Consider the following 16922-nt stretch of genomic DNA (forward strand, 5'->3'; position numbering starts at 1 on the left):
TGCCATGCGGTGTTGCAGAGCCATGGTTCTGCACCTGGTCGGCAATCGTTGCGGTTGCCCGTGACTGCCGTCAGCCCAACCACGACATTCATGCCAGAGGTGGCGATAACCTGCAGCAGGCGCGAACGATCTTCCCAAAAGCCGCCATTCAGCAGGCGGTGGCGGCCCTGGCTGATGCTGCATCAGGCACGAATGACCGCGAAGCGCAGTTTGTGTACTTTGCAAAACAGTCACTTTCAATGACCTACTAGAGAGCTCTCCCTTGAGTAATTCGAGTAGGAGCGGTACGAAGACCCCGACAGAGCGCGATGTCAAAGTACGATCTCGTTTCGATTTTGGGCAAAAGCGTTTGGGGCAAAAACATCTGTCGTCCCCTACAATCACTCCGTTACTAGGTGGGCTAAGTGTTTTCTGATTTACAAATAATAGAAGCGAGTATTTCGAATGACATCGCTGACAATGAATTAATCCTCTCGCTTGGCGTCCAAAACGTTATTCGTGCCATGATTGTGGCAGAGGACAGGCGATTTTTTTCTCATTGTGGTGTGGATTTCAGGGGAATTACGAGGGCGGTTCTTAAATATTTGTCGGGAGGTAGGCTTGAAGGAGCGAGCACAATTGAGCAACAATTTGTGCGCACAGCGCGCCGACGCTACGAAATCACCTTTGCTCGGAAATTTACCGAATGCGTATTGGCGGTTATTGTCTCCTCACGTCATAGCAAAGCGCATATTGCCTACTCATACTTAGAGGTTGCATATTTTGGATGGCGTGCAAACGGTGTTCAACAAGCCGCTCGGCGCTTGGGAATTGATCTTCTGCATGCGTCAGAGGCTGAGGCTGCTACGCTTGCAGCCATGTTAAAAGTGCCGATGCCACGCTTCCCGTCTCAACGCTATGTTACACGTCATGCCCAGCGTGTGGAGTATATTTTAACAAATTGGAATGAAGTAGGAACACGAAATGGCTTTACTTTCTAATTGGATCCGAGGGATGAGCTCTAGCTACCCTGATCCAACCTCATGGAAGGACCAAGGGGATTTGGCTAAGAAAGATGTCTTCCGGTTTACTCGCCTCTGGCTGTGTGAAGGAATTCCTTACGCGTTCCGAAACAATGCCGCAGCTTATGAGCTTGCACGTGAGAACTTCGGAAAAGTGCTGGGGGAACATCCGAGGAACGTTAGCATGACTGGCAGCGGTCGTCTAGGCTTCTCACTAGCGGGAACCAAATTTGGCGCTGCCTATAATCCTGATAAATCTGACGTCGATCTATTTTTAGTATCGGATACATGGTTTGAAAAAATGACCGAAGACGCGGAGCTTTTCATCGCCAGGTTATCCGGAGGTCTCGCGGTCCCTAGAAATGAATTCGAAAAGAAATATTGGCCTGAAAACGCCCAGCGCTTGAAGCAAGGAATAATCAGAGGGCACGTAAATCAGCACTATATACCGAATGTAGAGAGATATAAGGCTACACGTTCTTGCTACAAAGCTTGTCGAGCGTTTCAAGCCACCCTTGGTGGCGAGGAGGGAACAGCTGAGCCCAAAAAGGTAAGTGTTAGAATTTATCAAAATTGGGCTCGTGCAGAAAGCCAAATCGGTGGATCATTGCTCTTTGCCCTAAAGCAAACCGGCCATGATATAAGTTAGTACTAAGAGCAACTTTAAACCGAAACGCGGCGCTTACAAATATTCTTTCCTATCAGGGTCGGCTGATGTTGGTCGCGCTGGTCTGCCGATCTACGAACGAAGACTTTCCCTGCCAAATCAATGGCTGCTTCGGGCTGCGAGCAGCCGCTAGCGCCATTCGGGACTTAGAGGCTAACACTCGTCGTGAGCCCGACCAAAGAAGTATAGCGTGCCCATTTTGAAACCTGTCCGGGAGTGTGCCGTCCGCGTTCTGTGTAAACTGGAAGTCCTTGATCCAAACAATGGAGGGGCGGCCATGTGGCGCTCTTTCCTGCCGGAGGTCGGCGCAGCTCTGAGGGCAATGCTACGGCCCTGAAGTTGGGAAGAATTGAAAGGCGTGCCCTAAGAGCTCGGCTCCGAGCACTTTAAAGCCTCTTCAAACGACCTTTAAAGAACTCGGCAGACGGACATTTTAAACGGTTCGGGATGCGCTATAACCGAGTTTGAAATGGGAAGTGTCCCTTACTGCAATGCGAAGTGTCCCAAACTCACCTCGAAATTGGCACCAAAGGTGGGTGGCCTCGGGTCCAGTTCTGGCATAGAAAACAGGGCGTTCGTCTAGAAAAATTTGCTGCAATGGGAAGTGTCCCGCACTGCAAAACTAAGTGTCCCGCTACACCCGCTGTTAGGAGACACTTGATATTGCAGTAACCGGAAGACCCCGGATGAAGCCGGAAGATACCGGATAGAGCCATTTAAAACAGGCTTTAAGAGGAGTTTATGGGGTTTGAAAGCTAGGAGTGCGTTGTCTTTCAAAGATGGCCTAAATCGCTCTAACTGAAACGACAGACGATTTTGAGACACTTCCCCTTTCAAACTCCCTAACTTTCCTACAGCCCTTAAAAACAGCGCCTTGCGGGCCCGATGTGACCAGCAAGGTTCAATTTCTCTACTTCCGAACTAGGAACTAGACTGCGTTGAGGCGGTCCCGTTCCTAGAAAGGGATTTAGTTATAGGTGGCAATCTCTTGATGAACTTTGGCAAGGCAGAACCGCGCTGCGAACTAGGAACAGATTTTGCGGTGTGAACGGGGTCCCCTCTCCCCTGCCCTGCGGCACCAAATAGAACGGTAGTTCTGCAAATTTATGAATGCTGCCGTTCTGGGGCGAAATCAGATCAGAGCTACTGAGTTGCAATACGCCAAACCCTCGTTCGCTGCGGCAGCAAAGACAAAATCCGTGCGGACTCACGCATTGCGAACAAACCTGCCTTTCGCCTTAGCCACGCGACTCTTGCTGAATGTGAAAAGGCTTTGTAGGTTCACGGAGAGAACAAAGCCTCTCCACTGCATTGGAGCTCGTAGCCACGGGAGCGCACCGCCCGAAATGGAGCACATTTGGTTGGTTGAAAACCTGCCTGACGATTGTGGTCCACCGGAACCACTTCATATAGGTGGAGCGGCGGACATTGACTGTCGCTGATGGAATGCAGTTTCGTGCTCATGCCATCTTTCGTCTGACCGATCAGGCGTCAACGTCGCCCTCTCACACCAAAGCGAGTGTTAGCGTTCATTAAACGCATTGTTCATAGTTTGATATACCGGCTTAAGCATATAGGATAACAACGTTTTTTCTCCAGTCGTCATTTCTGCTACTACCGTCATACCAGCTTGCAGAGGGCGCATATATGCGCCGATCCCGATTGAGCGGTTGTCCAATTGGATCGATGCGCGGAAATATGTTTCGCCGGTCTGCTCATCAATCAAAGGCACAGGTGACAGTGCTGCAACCCGGCCTTGGATTTTTCCGAAACGCCGTACATCATAGGTATCAACGGTAAGATTAACTGGTTGTTTCAGCCCCACATGCCCGATTTCGTTGTTAGGGATGCGCGCCTCAACCATCAGATCCAATCGTGTTGGCAGCAACTCAAAGATTGTCTCGCCCGGAGCAATTACCTCACCTTCATTGGGGAAGGCAACGGATTGCACTATTCCTACGCTAGGCGCAGTAATCTGCAGCTCTTCAAGTTTGCGATCGACAATTCTCAATGACACTGCAAGTTCACTGCGCATATCGCTCATCTCTTCGACCACATTCAGCATTTCTTCGCGCAAGGTCAAAGTTTGTTCGGCCATTTCCGCCTGGACAAGTGTTAGAGCGCTGCGGGTTTGGGCTAGACGGACTTCTCCGTCGGATGCCGCTGTGCGTAACGCATCCAGCTGATCGGCCTCGCGTCCGAGATCACGCAAAGTGGTCAAACCTTGCTTATACAGATGGCGAGCACGCGCCAACTCTTCCTGCTTACGTTCAACCCGCTCTAGTGTGAAACCCTGAGAGGTCTGGAGTATGTCCAGCGTTTCCTGCTGCTGAGCGATTGACAGACTCTTCACACGCTGGCTCTCAGCGTAGATTTCTAAAGTTGCGGCCGCGCGGTGCTGGTTTTTCTGGCGCAGCGCTTGCAGTTCGTCTTCGTTGATCACAGTTCCGCTTTCCAGTGTACGCAAAACGGTCCGGGCGCGAGACAGCTTGCGATCAACGGTCGCTATCTGTTCACGTAGCCTTTGCTGTTCCTTATCCAGATCCGGATGGCGCAACTCGACCAGCACATCACCCTCTTTAACTTGGTCGCCGTCTTGCACATGCACATATTCGACGATACCGCCTTCCATCACCTCGATTTGAGTATAGTCGCCAAGCGGCACGATCGTGCCCGGTGCTCGGGTGATCTGAGGCACATCTGTGCGTCCGGCTAAGACCACCAGCGCAACCACCATGCCAGAAAAGATCAAAGAGATTAGCGCTGCAAATCGCGATTGACGGCTTTTTTCTTTCTGCTTGGCCTTTGCAATCGGGCCGTTTCCCTGCTGCTTCTTGGATGATGTGCGCATTTTTAGGTTCCCGTTGCTTTCATAACCGCCTGCACCTTTTTGATGGCCGCAGGTCCGGTATCATTGACGATGACACGATCCCCGTTCAGGTAAATCAGCCGGTCTGCCATTTGCATAAACGAACGATCAGCAGTGGTGATCAGAACGGTCTTTGCACCGCGCTGATTTTCCAACCAATTCTTAAATCGATCACGGCGGGTCTGTGATAGGCCGTTAGTCGGTTCTGAGAATAAGAATATTGATGACTGCCGTGCCATGCTCCGGGCCAGCGCAATTGACTTGATCAGCTCGCTAGGTAGGCCCGCCACAAATTGAGCGCTCAGGCGCGTATCACATCCTTCCGGCATGGCCTTGATTTCTTCAGAGATGCCAATGTGCTCCAATGCCGCAAGAATCTCCGCCTCACTCAGTGCCGGGGCAGCCAGGCGAAAATTTTGAGCCACGGTCCCGTGGAAGAGCTGAGGCGTGTAAGTTGAATAGGTTATTGATTTGCGCAGTTCATCCCGTGCGATCTGACGGATGTCGATACCATCATGCTCTATTACGCCGGAGGAGGGTGACGCAAACCCGGTGGCCAAATCCAGTACCGCTGTCCGGCTGGCGGTATCCCGCCCCATGATTACTACAAGCTCTCCCGGTGTGCAGTCGAAACCGGCTGCTGTGAGCAGCGCGGGATTCAGCGGATCTGGGCGATGGTTCACCCCCTGGAATGAAATTGCACCGCGCAGAGTTTTCTGATGAGACTGGTTCAAGCCCAGCTCTACTTCCTCTGTCAGCGATAACACCTGATCGGCCTGCTTCTGGCTCTTGCGAAATCCGGCAATCTGCCCAAGCGAAGATTGAAAGGCTTGAACTGGCGCGAGAACCTTGGAAACAAGGGCGATAGAGGCGATCAACGCACCAAAACTAATACTGCCTGCTACCGCGCCATGTGCACAAAGAATGATGGCTCCGACCGAACCAAGTGCAACAATACTCTGCGACACGGCCTGAATCAGGTTGCGCAGCTGACGAGCACGAGCGGTTGCTGTCTCCGATGCTTCCGCCAGCGGCATACAGCGGCGCAACCATTGTTCTTGCATGCCAAGATTGGCCATTGTGCGCTGATGCTCCACGGCATCCTGGATCACCGTTGAACTTGCTCTGCTGGCCTCTGCCGCGGCATGTTCCAGTCGCTTCTGGAATGGCATCGCAAGAGCCCCGATGCACATCAGAAGTACCGCAAGCCCAAGTGTAAAAAGTCCGACAGAAGGGGCCAGATAAGTCAGAACTGCAAAGAACATCAGCGCAAACGGCAAGTCGATCAAAGTTGTCATCACCTGGCCGACGAACAGCTCTCGCAAGGATTCGAATTGACGGAAACGCGCAATTTGCTGACTCACACTGGACTTTTGCAGCTGCGGCAGCGGCAGGCTCATCAGCTTTCCAAAAAGCGCTACCGCTAGGGCGCGCTCCCCTTGCTGACCGACATAGGCCAGCGCCCTGGTTCGGACACTGCGGAACAGGAAATCAGACGTTGCCAGAATAACTACACCCGCGACCAATGCCACCAGCAAGTCCACCGAACCGGAAGGAATCACGCGATCATAGATGGCCATGATCAAGAGCGGTGCCAGCAAGCCCAACAGGTTGGTCAGGAAACCCGCCAACAACAGGCCGGGTATCATCTGGTGCAGCGCCGCAAATGAAGCTCCAACCGTGCGATGCTCCCGGTGTGCAGGCTGATAACTGAATTTCTCGATCCGGATTACTGTGCAGGGATTGACCCGTGCTTCCAGAGTGCCAGGGTTTCCCCCATTCAATCCCGCAATTTGTAGCATAGCTCCTTTGCGGCGCAGAGCTACGAAGCAGCTACGATTGGCTGGGATAACCAGCGCGGGGCAATCTGCATCGGTGATCTCGCTCTCTAGACAGGCTACACGGGTATAGGGAACATCCAGATTCTCAAGAGTTTGGATCAAACCGTCAGGATCAAGCGTTTCAGTAAGATACGGGAATGCCTCTGCTATCGCTTCGTCGTTGCTCTGCCAGCCTCCGACAAGCAGCAGTTCCTTCAACAGTGCACCGGCGTTTTGAGTTGTGACCAGGCTCATGCCACGTCCTTTCGCTGCTCGGCTGCGGTTTGTTCGGCATGGGCGTCCGCGTCCCAATCTGCAACCTCATCCCCCACCAAACAGGTCAGTTTGCATTCCACATCAGCAAGACCCTTCATGCGGGGATCAGGGCTGTTCATCAAGATCGTCGGCTTTGGTGACAAGGAGGCCAAACACTCCGCCAAGTCCTCCCGCTCTGCGGTATCCAGTACCGCAGTCGGTTCGTTCAAGAGCAGGATGCGCGGACGTAACGCCAGCACACGTACCAGCGCAATCAACTGCCGGTTAACGGGATCGTTTTCAAAAGCGCTGCCAGAGCCTAGCTTTGTATTATACCCCATTGGCAGTCGATGAATCCGCTTTTCCAGCCCCAGCTTCGCCGCAAACTCTTTCGCCCGGGAAATATGCGTCTCATCGCCAAAAGCGCTTAGATTTTCTAATATCGTGCCCGACAGAATGGCTGGATCGTTTTCCAACACAACAATGGCATCCTGACCCCGCCTCGATACGAGTGACTGCGCTGAAACTCCGTCTATCAGCACTTCACCGGCTGCAGGACTACAATGCCCAGTTACAGCATCGTAAAGTGCCTGTATCTGCCAAATCGCATTGCTGCTGACCAAGCCGATCTGGCCTGGCGCCAATACCATGGAGCTTACTCCCGAGCGTTCGGAATCCCCGCTTCCTCCCTGGAGCCGGAGGTTGCGCAGGGTGATGTTTCCTTCGATCAGAGCTGCACACTTTGTTGAGACCGGGTCAATATCCAACGCATCAATTTCACGCAGCTTTCTCCAGGACAGAGCAACGCTCTCTGACTGCACCCATAGTGTCATCAATTTGGTCAACGGCTGTACAATCCGCCCGTTCAACAACATACATGCAGCCATTTCAGCGATCCCGATCTGCTGACGGATAACCAAGAAAGCGCCAAACAGTCCCATAGCAGCCACAGAAACCTGCCCAAAGACAGCCCCGAAATTCTGAGCGAAGCCGGAAAACCGGATCAACCGATGGCTGAGATCAACTGTTTGATCTTCCAGCAGCTCAAACCGCCGCTTCATCTGGCGCTCCATCCGGTTGGCTTTGACGGTTTCGTTGCTCGACAGCACCTCGGACAAAAAAGCGTACCGGCGGCTGTCTAGCGATTTTCTCCTGTCAAATAGCGCCCATTGAGCGCGTTTCATTAACAGGGAAAACACCAGCACCGCCACCAGGCCTGTGATTGGCACAAGAACCAGCCAGCCTCCGATCAATGCCACCATCACCGCGAAAACCAGCATGAATGGCAAGTCAATCAACAGGGCATGGTTCTGCCCTGCGTGATGGTCACGCAGCTGAGCAATGGCGGAAAATCGATCAATATATGCCGACGCTGAATCCCGCGAAAATGCCTGAGTGTTGGCGTGTAATATCCGGCTCGCAAAACGCCGATAATTCGAGACTGCTGCCTTTTCCGCAGCCGCGTTCAGTAATGTCAAACGGCTCCACCGTAGCACTAATTCAACTCCCGCGCTCACTAGGAGGAGGACAGTTAACATACGCAGTGTTTCAACTGACTGAAAGGGGATCACACGATCAAAAATCAAAAGAATAGAGATGGGAATAACTAATGCGACGACGTTAAGTGACAGCGATGCAGCCAGAAGAGGCAGCTTCACGGCCAGGGAACTGTCACGCCCTTTGAAAGTCTTTTGTTCCATACCGGCCCCATACCACACACTCTGGTGCACAAGACATTGAAACCCCTTAAGCCTTTATCAATTTAGCAGCATGCAGTGCGTAAGATTGAATTAAAATTCAAGCTATGCGTGTGAGATTGCATTAACCGTTTTGTGTTAATGAAAAAATCAAATGTATTTCCGGAGGTTCTGATGTCTGGCAAAGCCCATCATTCGATAAACCAGCCACACAATTTGATAAAAGATCAAAAAGATAAGGAGACTTTTGCAGAGGGGCTGTCAAAGGGCGCGCAAGCCACACCCGAAGACCAAAGCCGCAGCACTCTCCACACTGGAGAAATTCAAGAAGGCGATGCTTCCGAAAGAAGCGCTTTTGATGGGTACGCAAATTTCACTGTGCAAGATGAAGAAACCTTATCCACCCAAGAGGCGCCCGGTGACAGCAGTCAAGACGCAGCTTTGCTTCTTCCTCATGATGGCTCCCCCGTTTTTTTTGATGCAGAATCTCCTCAAGACACAGGAAGAGACGCTGATGATGGTCAGATTGTTGCCCGGTCTCACCAAATTCCCAATGAAGGGACCGAGCATGCGATTGACGTTGGCGGTGCTCAGGCGCCATCGGCCCAACAAACTACTCAGACCGCTAACCGTAGCGCTGGAGATGGATCTCCAGAACCACTCAAAGAAAATAACGCACCGGAAAGCCTTTCGCTCTCTAACAGCACCATTGCCGAGAACGCAGAAGGCGCAATCGTCGGCAACCTCTCCGCTGAGGATCAGGATGCGGGCGACAGCCACAGCTATTCTGTCTCCGATGACCGCTTCGAGGTTGTCGAGGGCCAGCTCAAGCTGAAGGACGGCGTATCGCTCGACCATGAGGCCGAAGCTGAGATCGATGTACAGGTCACCGTAATCGATAGTGCGGGCACATCGCACACGGAAGACTTCTCAATCGAGGTGACAGATCAGAATGACGCCGTGACCGGCGTCGAGCTGACCGGCAGCACCATTGCCGAGAACGCAGAAGGCGCAATCGTCGGCAACCTCTCCGCTGAGGATCAGGATGCGGGCGACAGCCACAGCTATTCTGTCTCCGATGACCGCTTCGAGGTTGTCGAGGGCCAGCTCAAGCTGAAGGACGGCGTATCGCTCGACCATGAGGCCGAAGCTGAGATCGATGTACAGGTCACCGTAACCGATAGTGCGGGCACATCGCACACGGAAGACTTCTCAATCGAGGTGACAGATCAGAATGAGGCTCCTGGCGGGTTAACACTTGAAGGGGAAAGTGAAAACCTTGTTGAAAATGGCAGCTTTGAAAACTTTAGTCTGGAAACCGGTCGTTGGCGCGCCTTCAAAGAGGACGATTCCGGCGGGTGGGATACTGATACCAGTATGGAAGTCTGGGACAATTTAGGCCGGACTGATGCTTCTGAGGGCGAGCAGCACCTAGAAATGGACTCTGGCCGCGGTGTCGATAGCATCAGTCAGACCATTCAGACCAACGAAGGGCAAGTTTATGATCTGGGCATCGATCTACGCGAACGTCTTACAAATGGCACCGACACTGTCGAAGTCTATTGGAACGATAATCTCGTTGGTGAATTGGATCCTGACAGCAAGGAGTGGACGACCTTTGAAATGCAGGTGATCGGCACCGGCGAAGATAGGCTGGAACTGCGAGAGGCAGCCGATCAGAATGACAGCTATGGAGCACTAGTCGATAACATTAGGGTTACTGCCGCGCAAAATGTTGTTGCTGAAAACGTCCGTGGTGCCATCGTCAATCGGGTTAACTTCGAAGATCCAGATGGCGATGACAGTCATATGTTCGAGGTATCGGATGATCGCTTTGAAGTTGCCAATGGCTTTTTGCGCTTGAAAGAAACTGAAGCGCTCGACTTTGAAGACGCTAGCGAGATCGTCGTATCCGTCACAGTGACAGACACCGGCGGCCTCAGTGCCTCTGAAACCTTTACTGTTGAGGTGGCTGATACCGCCGATCTGACTCTCTCGTCAGGGTTTCATGCCCAATACTTCGACATGAACCAACAGCTCAGTTCACTGGAGGACATTGATTGGGGTGCCGAGCCAACTCATCAGGAGCTAGTCACAGAGATAAACTATGAGAATGGCAGTGATTCCTTTTGGGAAGACGGCTCCAAAGATACATTCGCTGTAGAAATTTGCGGCGCCGTGCAGGTGGACGAAGGGGGAATATACCGGTTCGATCTTGGCGGTGACGATGGCGCTCAATTAGTAGTGAATGGGAAACTTATCGTCGAAAATGATGGTCTCCATGCCTATCAGACTAAATCGGGCGAAGTGCAGCTAGATCCTGGCACCCACCATATTGAAGTGCGGTATTTCGAGAATTATGGGCATGCGGGCCTGAAACTCGAATGGGAAGGCCCTGGCATGGACGGGCCTGAGCTTGTGACAGCGCCGGATATCTCCGAAGCTCAAACCGTATCAGGCATGCCGATTGCGATGAACGTCGCCCATCCGGAGATTGAACTAAGCGAGACTACAAACCTAGTGCTGGACGGGCTGCCTGCAGGTACGGTTGTGGAAGCGGGCGGCAAGACGCTGATGGTGGAAGGCGGCAGCGCTGACATCACTGGCTTCGACACAGAAATGCTTACAATTACGCCGCCTTATGATTATTCAGGTCAAGTCGATGCCACGCTCACCATGACCGATAGCAACGCTACGATAGGCAACACAGTCATTAGGCAGCCAATTACAATCAACGTGAACGAGGCCCAGATAACTGTGCCAACTGCAGAGTTGGTGACAGGATTCCGAGCTGACTACCTAGATGTGGACCAGCGGATCGGAAAGCTGGATGACGTGAACTGGGACGCTGACCCCACCCACCAGGACCATCAGGCAGAAATTGATTACAAAAACAGCAGTGAATCCTTTTGGGAAAGTGGTTCCAAAGATACGTTTGCAACCCGGATCCAAGGGCAGGTTACGGTTGAGGAAGGCGGTTCCTACACCTTTTTCACCTCCGCTGACGATGGTGTGGTTGTTTTTGCCAACGGGCAGGAGGTCGTCAAAGACGATGGCAATCACAGGTATCGTGAAGATTCCGGTCGGATCGAATTGGAACCCGGCACACACGACATTGAGATTCGATATTTCGAGAATTACGGGCATGCAGGTCTGAAACTTGAATGGGAAGGCCCGGATTCGAACGGCCGTGAGACGGTACAAGCCGATCAGGACATCGCCGTTGATGTGAACGGCACATTGGATGTGGGCATCGGGCTAGAAGGTGCGAGTGACAGTGCGACCGTAGGAATTGAAGGCCTGCCCCGTGATACGATCTTGACTAGTGGCGACAATGCTCTTGTAACAGACGGCGGGCCAGTGGATCTTTCGGGTTGGAACATAAGCGCGCTCGAGGTTTCTCCACCACCCGGTTACGAAGGGGAAATCAAGGGGGAGATAGTTGTTAGCGACACTGCCTTCAATGGCGCACCTGTCACCTTCAGCTCTGATTTCACAATACCGGTTGGAGACACAACGATTACGCCCGAACCTGTTTCTCAGGGTGAAGAGGGAATCGGTCCCGAAAGCAGCATGAGCTCTGGAGACGCTGCGTGGGATGCGTGGGATGCGTTTACAGAACTAAGCGAGGAAGGCGGCCAAGATTACGATACCTCACAGGAAGATGTTCTGGAAGATGTTCTGGCCGAGCCAGTTATTGTTCAAGAGTCGCAAGAGATTTCTCAGATCAGCACTGAAACCTATGAGCGAACAGATTGGTAACACTCTGCTCATTCAAAAGCTGGCAGCAGCCAAAAAGAACAACGCTGGTTGATTGTCGTGTCATGCGCACCCGATAAGGCCCGTTATGTTGAGCATGGGGAAGGCCGACAATAAACACGAGCTTGGAGAACAGATGCGACTAACCTGCCTTGACGGCAAGGTGCTGACGCAGCTCCTGAAGGGTTTTTCCCAAGGCAATTTCCATTGCAACCCCATCTGTGGGATCCGGCAACTGGGACATCATCTTATTGTATACCCACAATGTTTCTAGCAGGTGCGCCTCTTTAGACATCTCAATTCCGTTGTTCGCATATTCCTCGGTCACAACCCCACTACAGAACATCAAACGCATAGAGTCGGCAGGGATAACGTGACCTGGCGATCCAAGGCTTGATTCCGTTCGTCCACTTGGACCGCCTCCTTGCTCCGGCTCAATAGGCTGTGCGGGCTGTTCGCTACTAGGCAGCGGAATCGACATAGGCCCCTCACCTGTCAAAACCCAAGATGCCGAAATGCCCAAATGGGTACTTATGGCGGTTAGAAATTCACTTCCAACAGCCCTATCACCGCCAATATAGTTCTGAATCGTACGGTAACTGACACCCGTTCTTTTTGATAAATCTTTAATAGTCAAAGACTTACACTCACACACCTCGCGAATTCTCTCCGGTACACCCAATTGTTCACCCACCTTATTGACACTATACCCATTTGGGTGTAATGTGAGTATGCAACGACACGATACAAGGCCGCAATGCGAGGGCAGTATGACAAAACAAGATAAAATATTCCAGCCCGGGACCATCCTGCATGAGGTGATTGTGGGTGCATTTCGATCTTCGGGGTCAAGTTTCGAGGCTTGGTGCCGCACAAACGACGTCAAGCCAAGCACCGCCCGCACAGCCACCTACGGGCAGGCTGGAGGAGAAGTGGGCAGCGCTATGCTGGAACGCATCATTGATGCCGCTGGGCGGGAGATGATCGAAATGGCCTATTCCAAGCGAGTGATCCGTGAGGCCGCAAAGCTCGAAAATGCACGGGGTGGAGCATGAACCCCCTCCCGTCCCCCACAGCTCAACCCGTCCCCTGCGCCTGCTTGCAGTCGGTTGAGCCACTACCCCAGCGACACCGTGGATGGGTCGCTGGGGGCTTTTGCAACACAGTCGCCACTCGCGAAGTCGGGTCCCGGCTCCGTCCTATTTTGGGCGGGCTGGGGCCAATGGATCCGGACTGGTCCCTGACAGGTTCAGAACTCCTGGACGGCATCATCGGGGCGATCTGCGTCTTCGCCCTGCCCGTCCCCTCTTATTCATTGAGTTTCTGCAATGACCGATAACTTCACAAGCCAGCGCACCTCCCTCGCCCCTGTTGCCTCCGCACTAGCAAGCGCCACGGCCGAGTACGCAACAAACCGAGCTGCTTCGGAGGAAGCCCATTTCGCTTTGAGCGAGGCTCGCCTTACAGGCGCTCAGAATGTGAGCGCACTCGCGGATCAATCTGACGCAGCGATCGAAGCCATGAGCGCCGCCCAGGAACAGATCGCCAACCTTATGGCGGACCTCAAAGAGCAAGGTGTTCTCGACGGTTTCTACGCCTTCGCCGCAGCCCAAAACCGGCACCAGACCTGATGCCCGGCGCGCAGATCATACGAGGCCCCTTCTGGCCAGGTCCGCGCATCCAAACTCACAGCCATGTCGCACAGAACGACAGGCCACAAGCAACTGAACCCCATTTCACTGGAGCATCCACAATGACCCCTCCAAATTGGCAGAATACTCAATCGTTGCCGGTGGCAGACATCCAGGTGGAAGAGCGCCTGCGGATCGCCTCCAAGCCAGCGGTGGCCAGCATTGTGTCATCCATTCAGGAAGTCGGCAGCATCCTGCAACCCTTGTTGGTGCGCCGGATCAAAACCGGCTATCGCCTGATGGACGGGCTGCACCGCCTGACCGCCGCGAAGCAGGTCGGCCTGAAAGAAGTGCCGGTCAAGGTGAGCGAATGCACCAATGACCAGGCCATCCGAATTGAGGTTGACGCCAACGTGGCCGGCGCACCGCTCACGCCTTTGGATATGGCAGTGTTTTTGGCCGCCCACAAAGAGCTGTACGAGCGGGAAAACCCCGAAGCGGCGCAGGGAAAGGCCGGTGCCCATGGCCGGTGGAATGCAACGGACATAATGTCCGTTGCATCTTTCAGCGCCAATGCGGCGGAAGTTTTTGGCAAGGGCGACCGCCACATTCGCCGCCTGATCAGCGTCGGTGAGAAGCTGTCCAAAGCTGAGATCGACCTTTTACGCAAAGCACCAAACAGGGTGCAGTTCATAGACCTGGAACACATCGCCAAATGCGGCGCACAAGCCGACCGCAGTGCAATCTGCGCCGCGCTGGGAGCGGGTGAAGCGAAAACCGCCAAGGAAGTTCTGGACCGCAAAAAGGCCCCAGGCGCGGCGGTGCTGTCGCCGCTCGATCAGCAGATTGCGAAGCTCAAAGACGCCTATTCGCGCGCTCAGAAAAGCGCCCGCCGGGAGTTCGTCCGGCTTCATAGCGACGAGCTGATTGAGCTGATCCATGAAATCAGCGCCGAGGAAGAGGGTGCCGCCGAAGTGGTCTCGTTTGCCAGCAAACGGGAGGCGGTCCAATGAGCGACGACATAGCCCCCTCCCAAGAATGGTGGTCTGCAGAGCAGATTGCAGAGGCTTGCCTGCCCGGCCTTCCTGGGACGGCCCGAGGGGTAAACATCTTTGCTATGCGCGAAGGTTGGCGCGGTGCGCCAGGCGCGATTATGCGCAAGCCTGGGCGCGGCGGCGGTCTGTTCTATCACTGGTCCGTGCTGCCGTTTAACGCCCGTTTAAAGCTGATTGAACAGGACGCTGTGTCCCAAGCGGAGCACCCCGAAGCAAACCGCGACCGTAGCCAGGTCTGGGCAGGCTATGAGCAGCTCAATCAAAAATCCAAAGACGCCGCTGCAGAACGCCTGGACGCCCTCAACAAAGTTGAGCTGTTACATCTCAGCGGTGCGACCCATGTCGTGGCAGTTGAAGTGATCGCCAAGGAAAAAGACGTCAGTCCCCGCACTGTCTATAACTGGTTGGCCATGGTTGAGGGTATCGCGGATGTGGACCGCCTGGCCTATCTGGCACCCCGCGTGCCCAAAAAACGCACTGCGCCGGAGGACCGTGCGAAGTACCTCCCCTTTATGAATTGGCTTCAAAGCGCCTTTCTGCGCTTGGAACAGCCTACATTTGCGCAGAGCTATCGCGCCGCCACTCGAGAGGCCGGTCGGCAGGGCTGGGACTACCCCATCCTGAAGACCGCCAAACGCTGGGTGGACGCTGAGGTGCCACGCACTACACAGGTGTTCAAGCGCCAGGGTATGAATGGCCTCATGCGCTGTTTCCCAGCGCAAATCCGCGACCGGTCCTCCCTATCGGCCCTGGAAGCGGTCAATGCCGATTGTCACAAGATCGATGTCTTTGTGAAGTGGCCTGATGGCACGGTAAATCGCCCTCAGATCGTGGTGTTCCAGGACCTTTACTCAAACAAGTTCTTGTCCTGGCGGGTGGATCACGACCCCAACAAGGTCATGGTTATGGCCGCCTTTGGCGAGATGGTGGACAAGTGGGGCATTCCAAAACGCTGCCTATTTGATAATGGCCATGAGTTTGCCAACAAGTGGATGACCGCCGGAGCCCCTACCCGCTTTCGATTTAAAGTCCGTGAGACTGACCCAGTTGGCGTGCTGCCGCTCCTGGGCATCAAGATGCATTGGGCCACTCCTGCCCACGGACAGGCAAAGCCTATCGAGCGGGGCTTTCGTGATGTTGCCAGCGACGTGGCAAAGGATCCGCGCTTTGCCGGTGCTTACGTTGGCAACCGACCCGGCGCAAAACCAGAGAACTACGGCAGTCGTGCCATCCCGCTGGAAGAGTTTCTTGAGGTTCTGGAAGAGGGCTTTGAAGAGCACAATGCGCGCCCTGGGCGGCGGTCTGACACTGCAAACGGGCGATCCTTTGATGAGACATTTGCGGAGAGCTACGCCAAAACCACGCGCCCAAGGGCAACAGAAGAACAGCGTAATCTCTGGCTCATGGGGCAAGACACCAAGAAGCTGCACAAACAGAACGGCAGCCTCACCTTCCACAAGAACATCTATCACTGCGCCTGGATGAGCCAGGAGGCCAACAAGAATGTAGTTGTCCGCTTTGACCCTGAGGATCTGCACAGCGGCGTCCATATCTATGAGCCCACAGGCGAATACATGGGCTTTGCTGAATGTCAGCAGAAAATCGGTTTCTTCAGCCATGAAGATGCCAGGGCTACAGCCAAGAAAAAGCGCGCAATCGTCAAAGCTGAAAAGAAACTCGCAGAGCTGCACGCACCGTTTTCTCCGGACCAGCTTGCAGACGATCTGCGACAGACCCGCGCACAAACCAAAGTGACCCCCTTGGTAGAGGCCAAAGTCGTGTCACCAGTGTTTGCCAATCGCGTGTCCGCCTCAAACTTCCGGGACCACAACTCCCCTGCAGCCGAGGCCGCACAGGACGCCCTCATTTTTGAGATGAGCACGGCCAAACAGAGACGCAAACCCAAAGCAGCACCAACAGAGACGTTCGCAGTGGCGAAAGATCCGGATGCGCGGTTCCACCAGGCATTGGAAATCCAGGAACGGCAAAACGCAGGCGATCCGGTGGGCGAGCGGGAGGCGAGTTGGCTGGACGGGTATCAGACCCACCCGGAATTTGAGGCTCGCATTGAGCTTCACAAGAGCTTCGGCAGCAACGACGCCGGATAGATAATCAAAAAGAAGAAGCCGTCGCCTGGCTTGGACCCCGTGGCGACGGCAACCGATGGA

Annotated in this window: 11 protein-coding genes; 7 read left to right on the forward strand and 4 right to left on the reverse strand. The window is 53.8% G+C overall.

Features of this window, described 5'->3' with window-relative positions:
* Window positions 1–404: 404 nt before the first annotated feature.
* Together ARCT_RS27530 and ARCT_RS0112655 are read left to right on the forward strand one after the other, a co-directional pair.
* Window positions 405–980: a biosynthetic peptidoglycan transglycosylase gene (locus tag ARCT_RS27530; protein ID WP_084300846.1), complete on the forward strand. Its 576-nt coding sequence runs from the start codon at window positions 405–407 to the stop codon at window positions 978–980.
* 61 nt (window positions 981–1041) lie between these two features.
* Window positions 1042–1650 (forward strand): hypothetical protein, encoded by a 609-nt coding sequence (locus tag ARCT_RS0112655; RefSeq protein WP_161631316.1) that lies wholly within the window; start codon window positions 1042–1044, stop codon window positions 1648–1650.
* Between the two features lie 1540 nt (window positions 1651–3190).
* On the opposite strand, the gene ARCT_RS0112660 is transcribed toward ARCT_RS0112655, so the two are convergent.
* The 3 genes from ARCT_RS0112660 to ARCT_RS25980 are packed head-to-tail and all read right to left on the reverse strand — an operon-like array spanning window position 3191 to window position 8312.
* The gene (locus ARCT_RS0112660) at window positions 3191–4519 is read right to left on the reverse strand and encodes an HlyD family type I secretion periplasmic adaptor subunit (protein ID WP_027240422.1); all 1329 of its coding nucleotides are present in this window, start codon (window positions 4517–4519) and stop codon (window positions 3191–3193) included.
* Between the two features lie 2 nt (window positions 4520–4521).
* Complete coding sequence (locus tag ARCT_RS0112665; protein WP_027240423.1) at window positions 4522–6612, reverse strand: ABC transporter transmembrane domain-containing protein; 2091 nt, start codon at window positions 6610–6612, stop codon at window positions 4522–4524.
* Complete coding sequence (locus ARCT_RS25980) at window positions 6609–8312, reverse strand: ABC transporter transmembrane domain-containing protein (RefSeq protein WP_051360716.1); 1704 nt, start codon at window positions 8310–8312, stop codon at window positions 6609–6611. The genes ARCT_RS0112665 and ARCT_RS25980 overlap by 4 nt, the downstream gene beginning before the upstream one ends.
* 138 nt (window positions 8313–8450) lie before the next feature.
* On the opposite strand from ARCT_RS25980, the gene ARCT_RS0112675 reads away from it, so the two are divergent.
* Window positions 8451–12071 carry a PA14 domain-containing protein gene (locus tag ARCT_RS0112675; protein ID WP_027240424.1) on the forward strand — a complete coding sequence of 1207 codons (3621 nt, stop codon included), beginning with the start codon at window positions 8451–8453 and terminating at the stop codon, window positions 12069–12071.
* Window positions 12072–12210: 139 nt separating this feature from the next.
* On the opposite strand, the gene ARCT_RS27535 is transcribed toward ARCT_RS0112675, so the two are convergent.
* Window positions 12211–12876, reverse strand: coding sequence for a helix-turn-helix domain-containing protein (locus ARCT_RS27535; protein WP_084300962.1), 666 nt, complete (start codon window positions 12874–12876; stop codon window positions 12211–12213).
* On the opposite strand from ARCT_RS27535, the gene ARCT_RS0112685 reads away from it, so the two are divergent.
* The 4 genes from ARCT_RS0112685 (at window position 12839) to ARCT_RS0112700 (ending at window position 16862) form a co-directional block, all read left to right on the forward strand.
* Window positions 12839–13123: a hypothetical protein gene (locus tag ARCT_RS0112685; RefSeq protein ID WP_027240426.1), complete on the forward strand. Its 285-nt coding sequence runs from the start codon at window positions 12839–12841 to the stop codon at window positions 13121–13123. The genes ARCT_RS27535 and ARCT_RS0112685 overlap by 38 nt on opposite strands.
* Before the next feature lie 273 nt (window positions 13124–13396).
* Complete coding sequence (locus tag ARCT_RS0112690) at window positions 13397–13699, forward strand: hypothetical protein (RefSeq protein WP_027240427.1); 303 nt, start codon at window positions 13397–13399, stop codon at window positions 13697–13699.
* On the forward strand, window positions 13699–14712 hold the full coding sequence (locus tag ARCT_RS25985; protein ID WP_084300850.1) for a ParB/RepB/Spo0J family partition protein: 1014 nt from the start codon (window positions 13699–13701) through the stop codon (window positions 14710–14712). Before ARCT_RS0112690 ends, ARCT_RS25985 begins: the two co-directional genes overlap by 1 nt.
* Entirely contained in the window at window positions 14709–16862 is a 2154-nt protein-coding gene (locus tag ARCT_RS0112700) for a transposase domain-containing protein (RefSeq protein WP_027240428.1), read from the forward strand. The genes ARCT_RS25985 and ARCT_RS0112700 overlap by 4 nt, the downstream gene beginning before the upstream one ends.
* Window positions 16863–16922: the final 60 nt, after the last annotated feature.

Origin of the sequence: Pseudophaeobacter arcticus DSM 23566, assembly GCF_000473205.1 — a bacterium.
In the GTDB taxonomy this organism is placed as follows: domain Bacteria; phylum Pseudomonadota; class Alphaproteobacteria; order Rhodobacterales; family Rhodobacteraceae; genus Pseudophaeobacter; species Pseudophaeobacter arcticus.

Excerpts from the sequence above, each read along its gene's own strand:
- ARCT_RS25980 (WP_051360716.1), bottom strand. The coding sequence starts at position 8,312 with ATGGAACAAAAGACTTTCAAAGGGCGTGACAGTTCCCTGGCCGTGAAG.
- ARCT_RS0112700 (WP_027240428.1), top strand. The coding sequence starts at position 14,709 with ATGAGCGACGACATAGCCCCCTCCCAAGAATGGTGGTCTGCAGAGCAG.
- ARCT_RS0112685 (WP_027240426.1), top strand. The coding sequence starts at position 12,839 with ATGACAAAACAAGATAAAATATTCCAGCCCGGGACCATCCTGCATGAG.
- ARCT_RS25985 (WP_084300850.1), top strand. The coding sequence starts at position 13,699 with ATGCCCGGCGCGCAGATCATACGAGGCCCCTTCTGGCCAGGTCCGCGC.
- ARCT_RS0112665 (WP_027240423.1), bottom strand. The coding sequence starts at position 6,612 with ATGAGCCTGGTCACAACTCAAAACGCCGGTGCACTGTTGAAGGAACTG.
- ARCT_RS0112660 (WP_027240422.1), bottom strand. The coding sequence starts at position 4,519 with ATGCGCACATCATCCAAGAAGCAGCAGGGAAACGGCCCGATTGCAAAG.
- ARCT_RS0112675 (WP_027240424.1), top strand. The coding sequence starts at position 8,451 with ATGAAAAAATCAAATGTATTTCCGGAGGTTCTGATGTCTGGCAAAGCC.
- ARCT_RS0112690 (WP_027240427.1), top strand. The coding sequence starts at position 13,397 with ATGACCGATAACTTCACAAGCCAGCGCACCTCCCTCGCCCCTGTTGCC.
- ARCT_RS27535 (WP_084300962.1), bottom strand. The coding sequence starts at position 12,876 with ATGGTCCCGGGCTGGAATATTTTATCTTGTTTTGTCATACTGCCCTCG.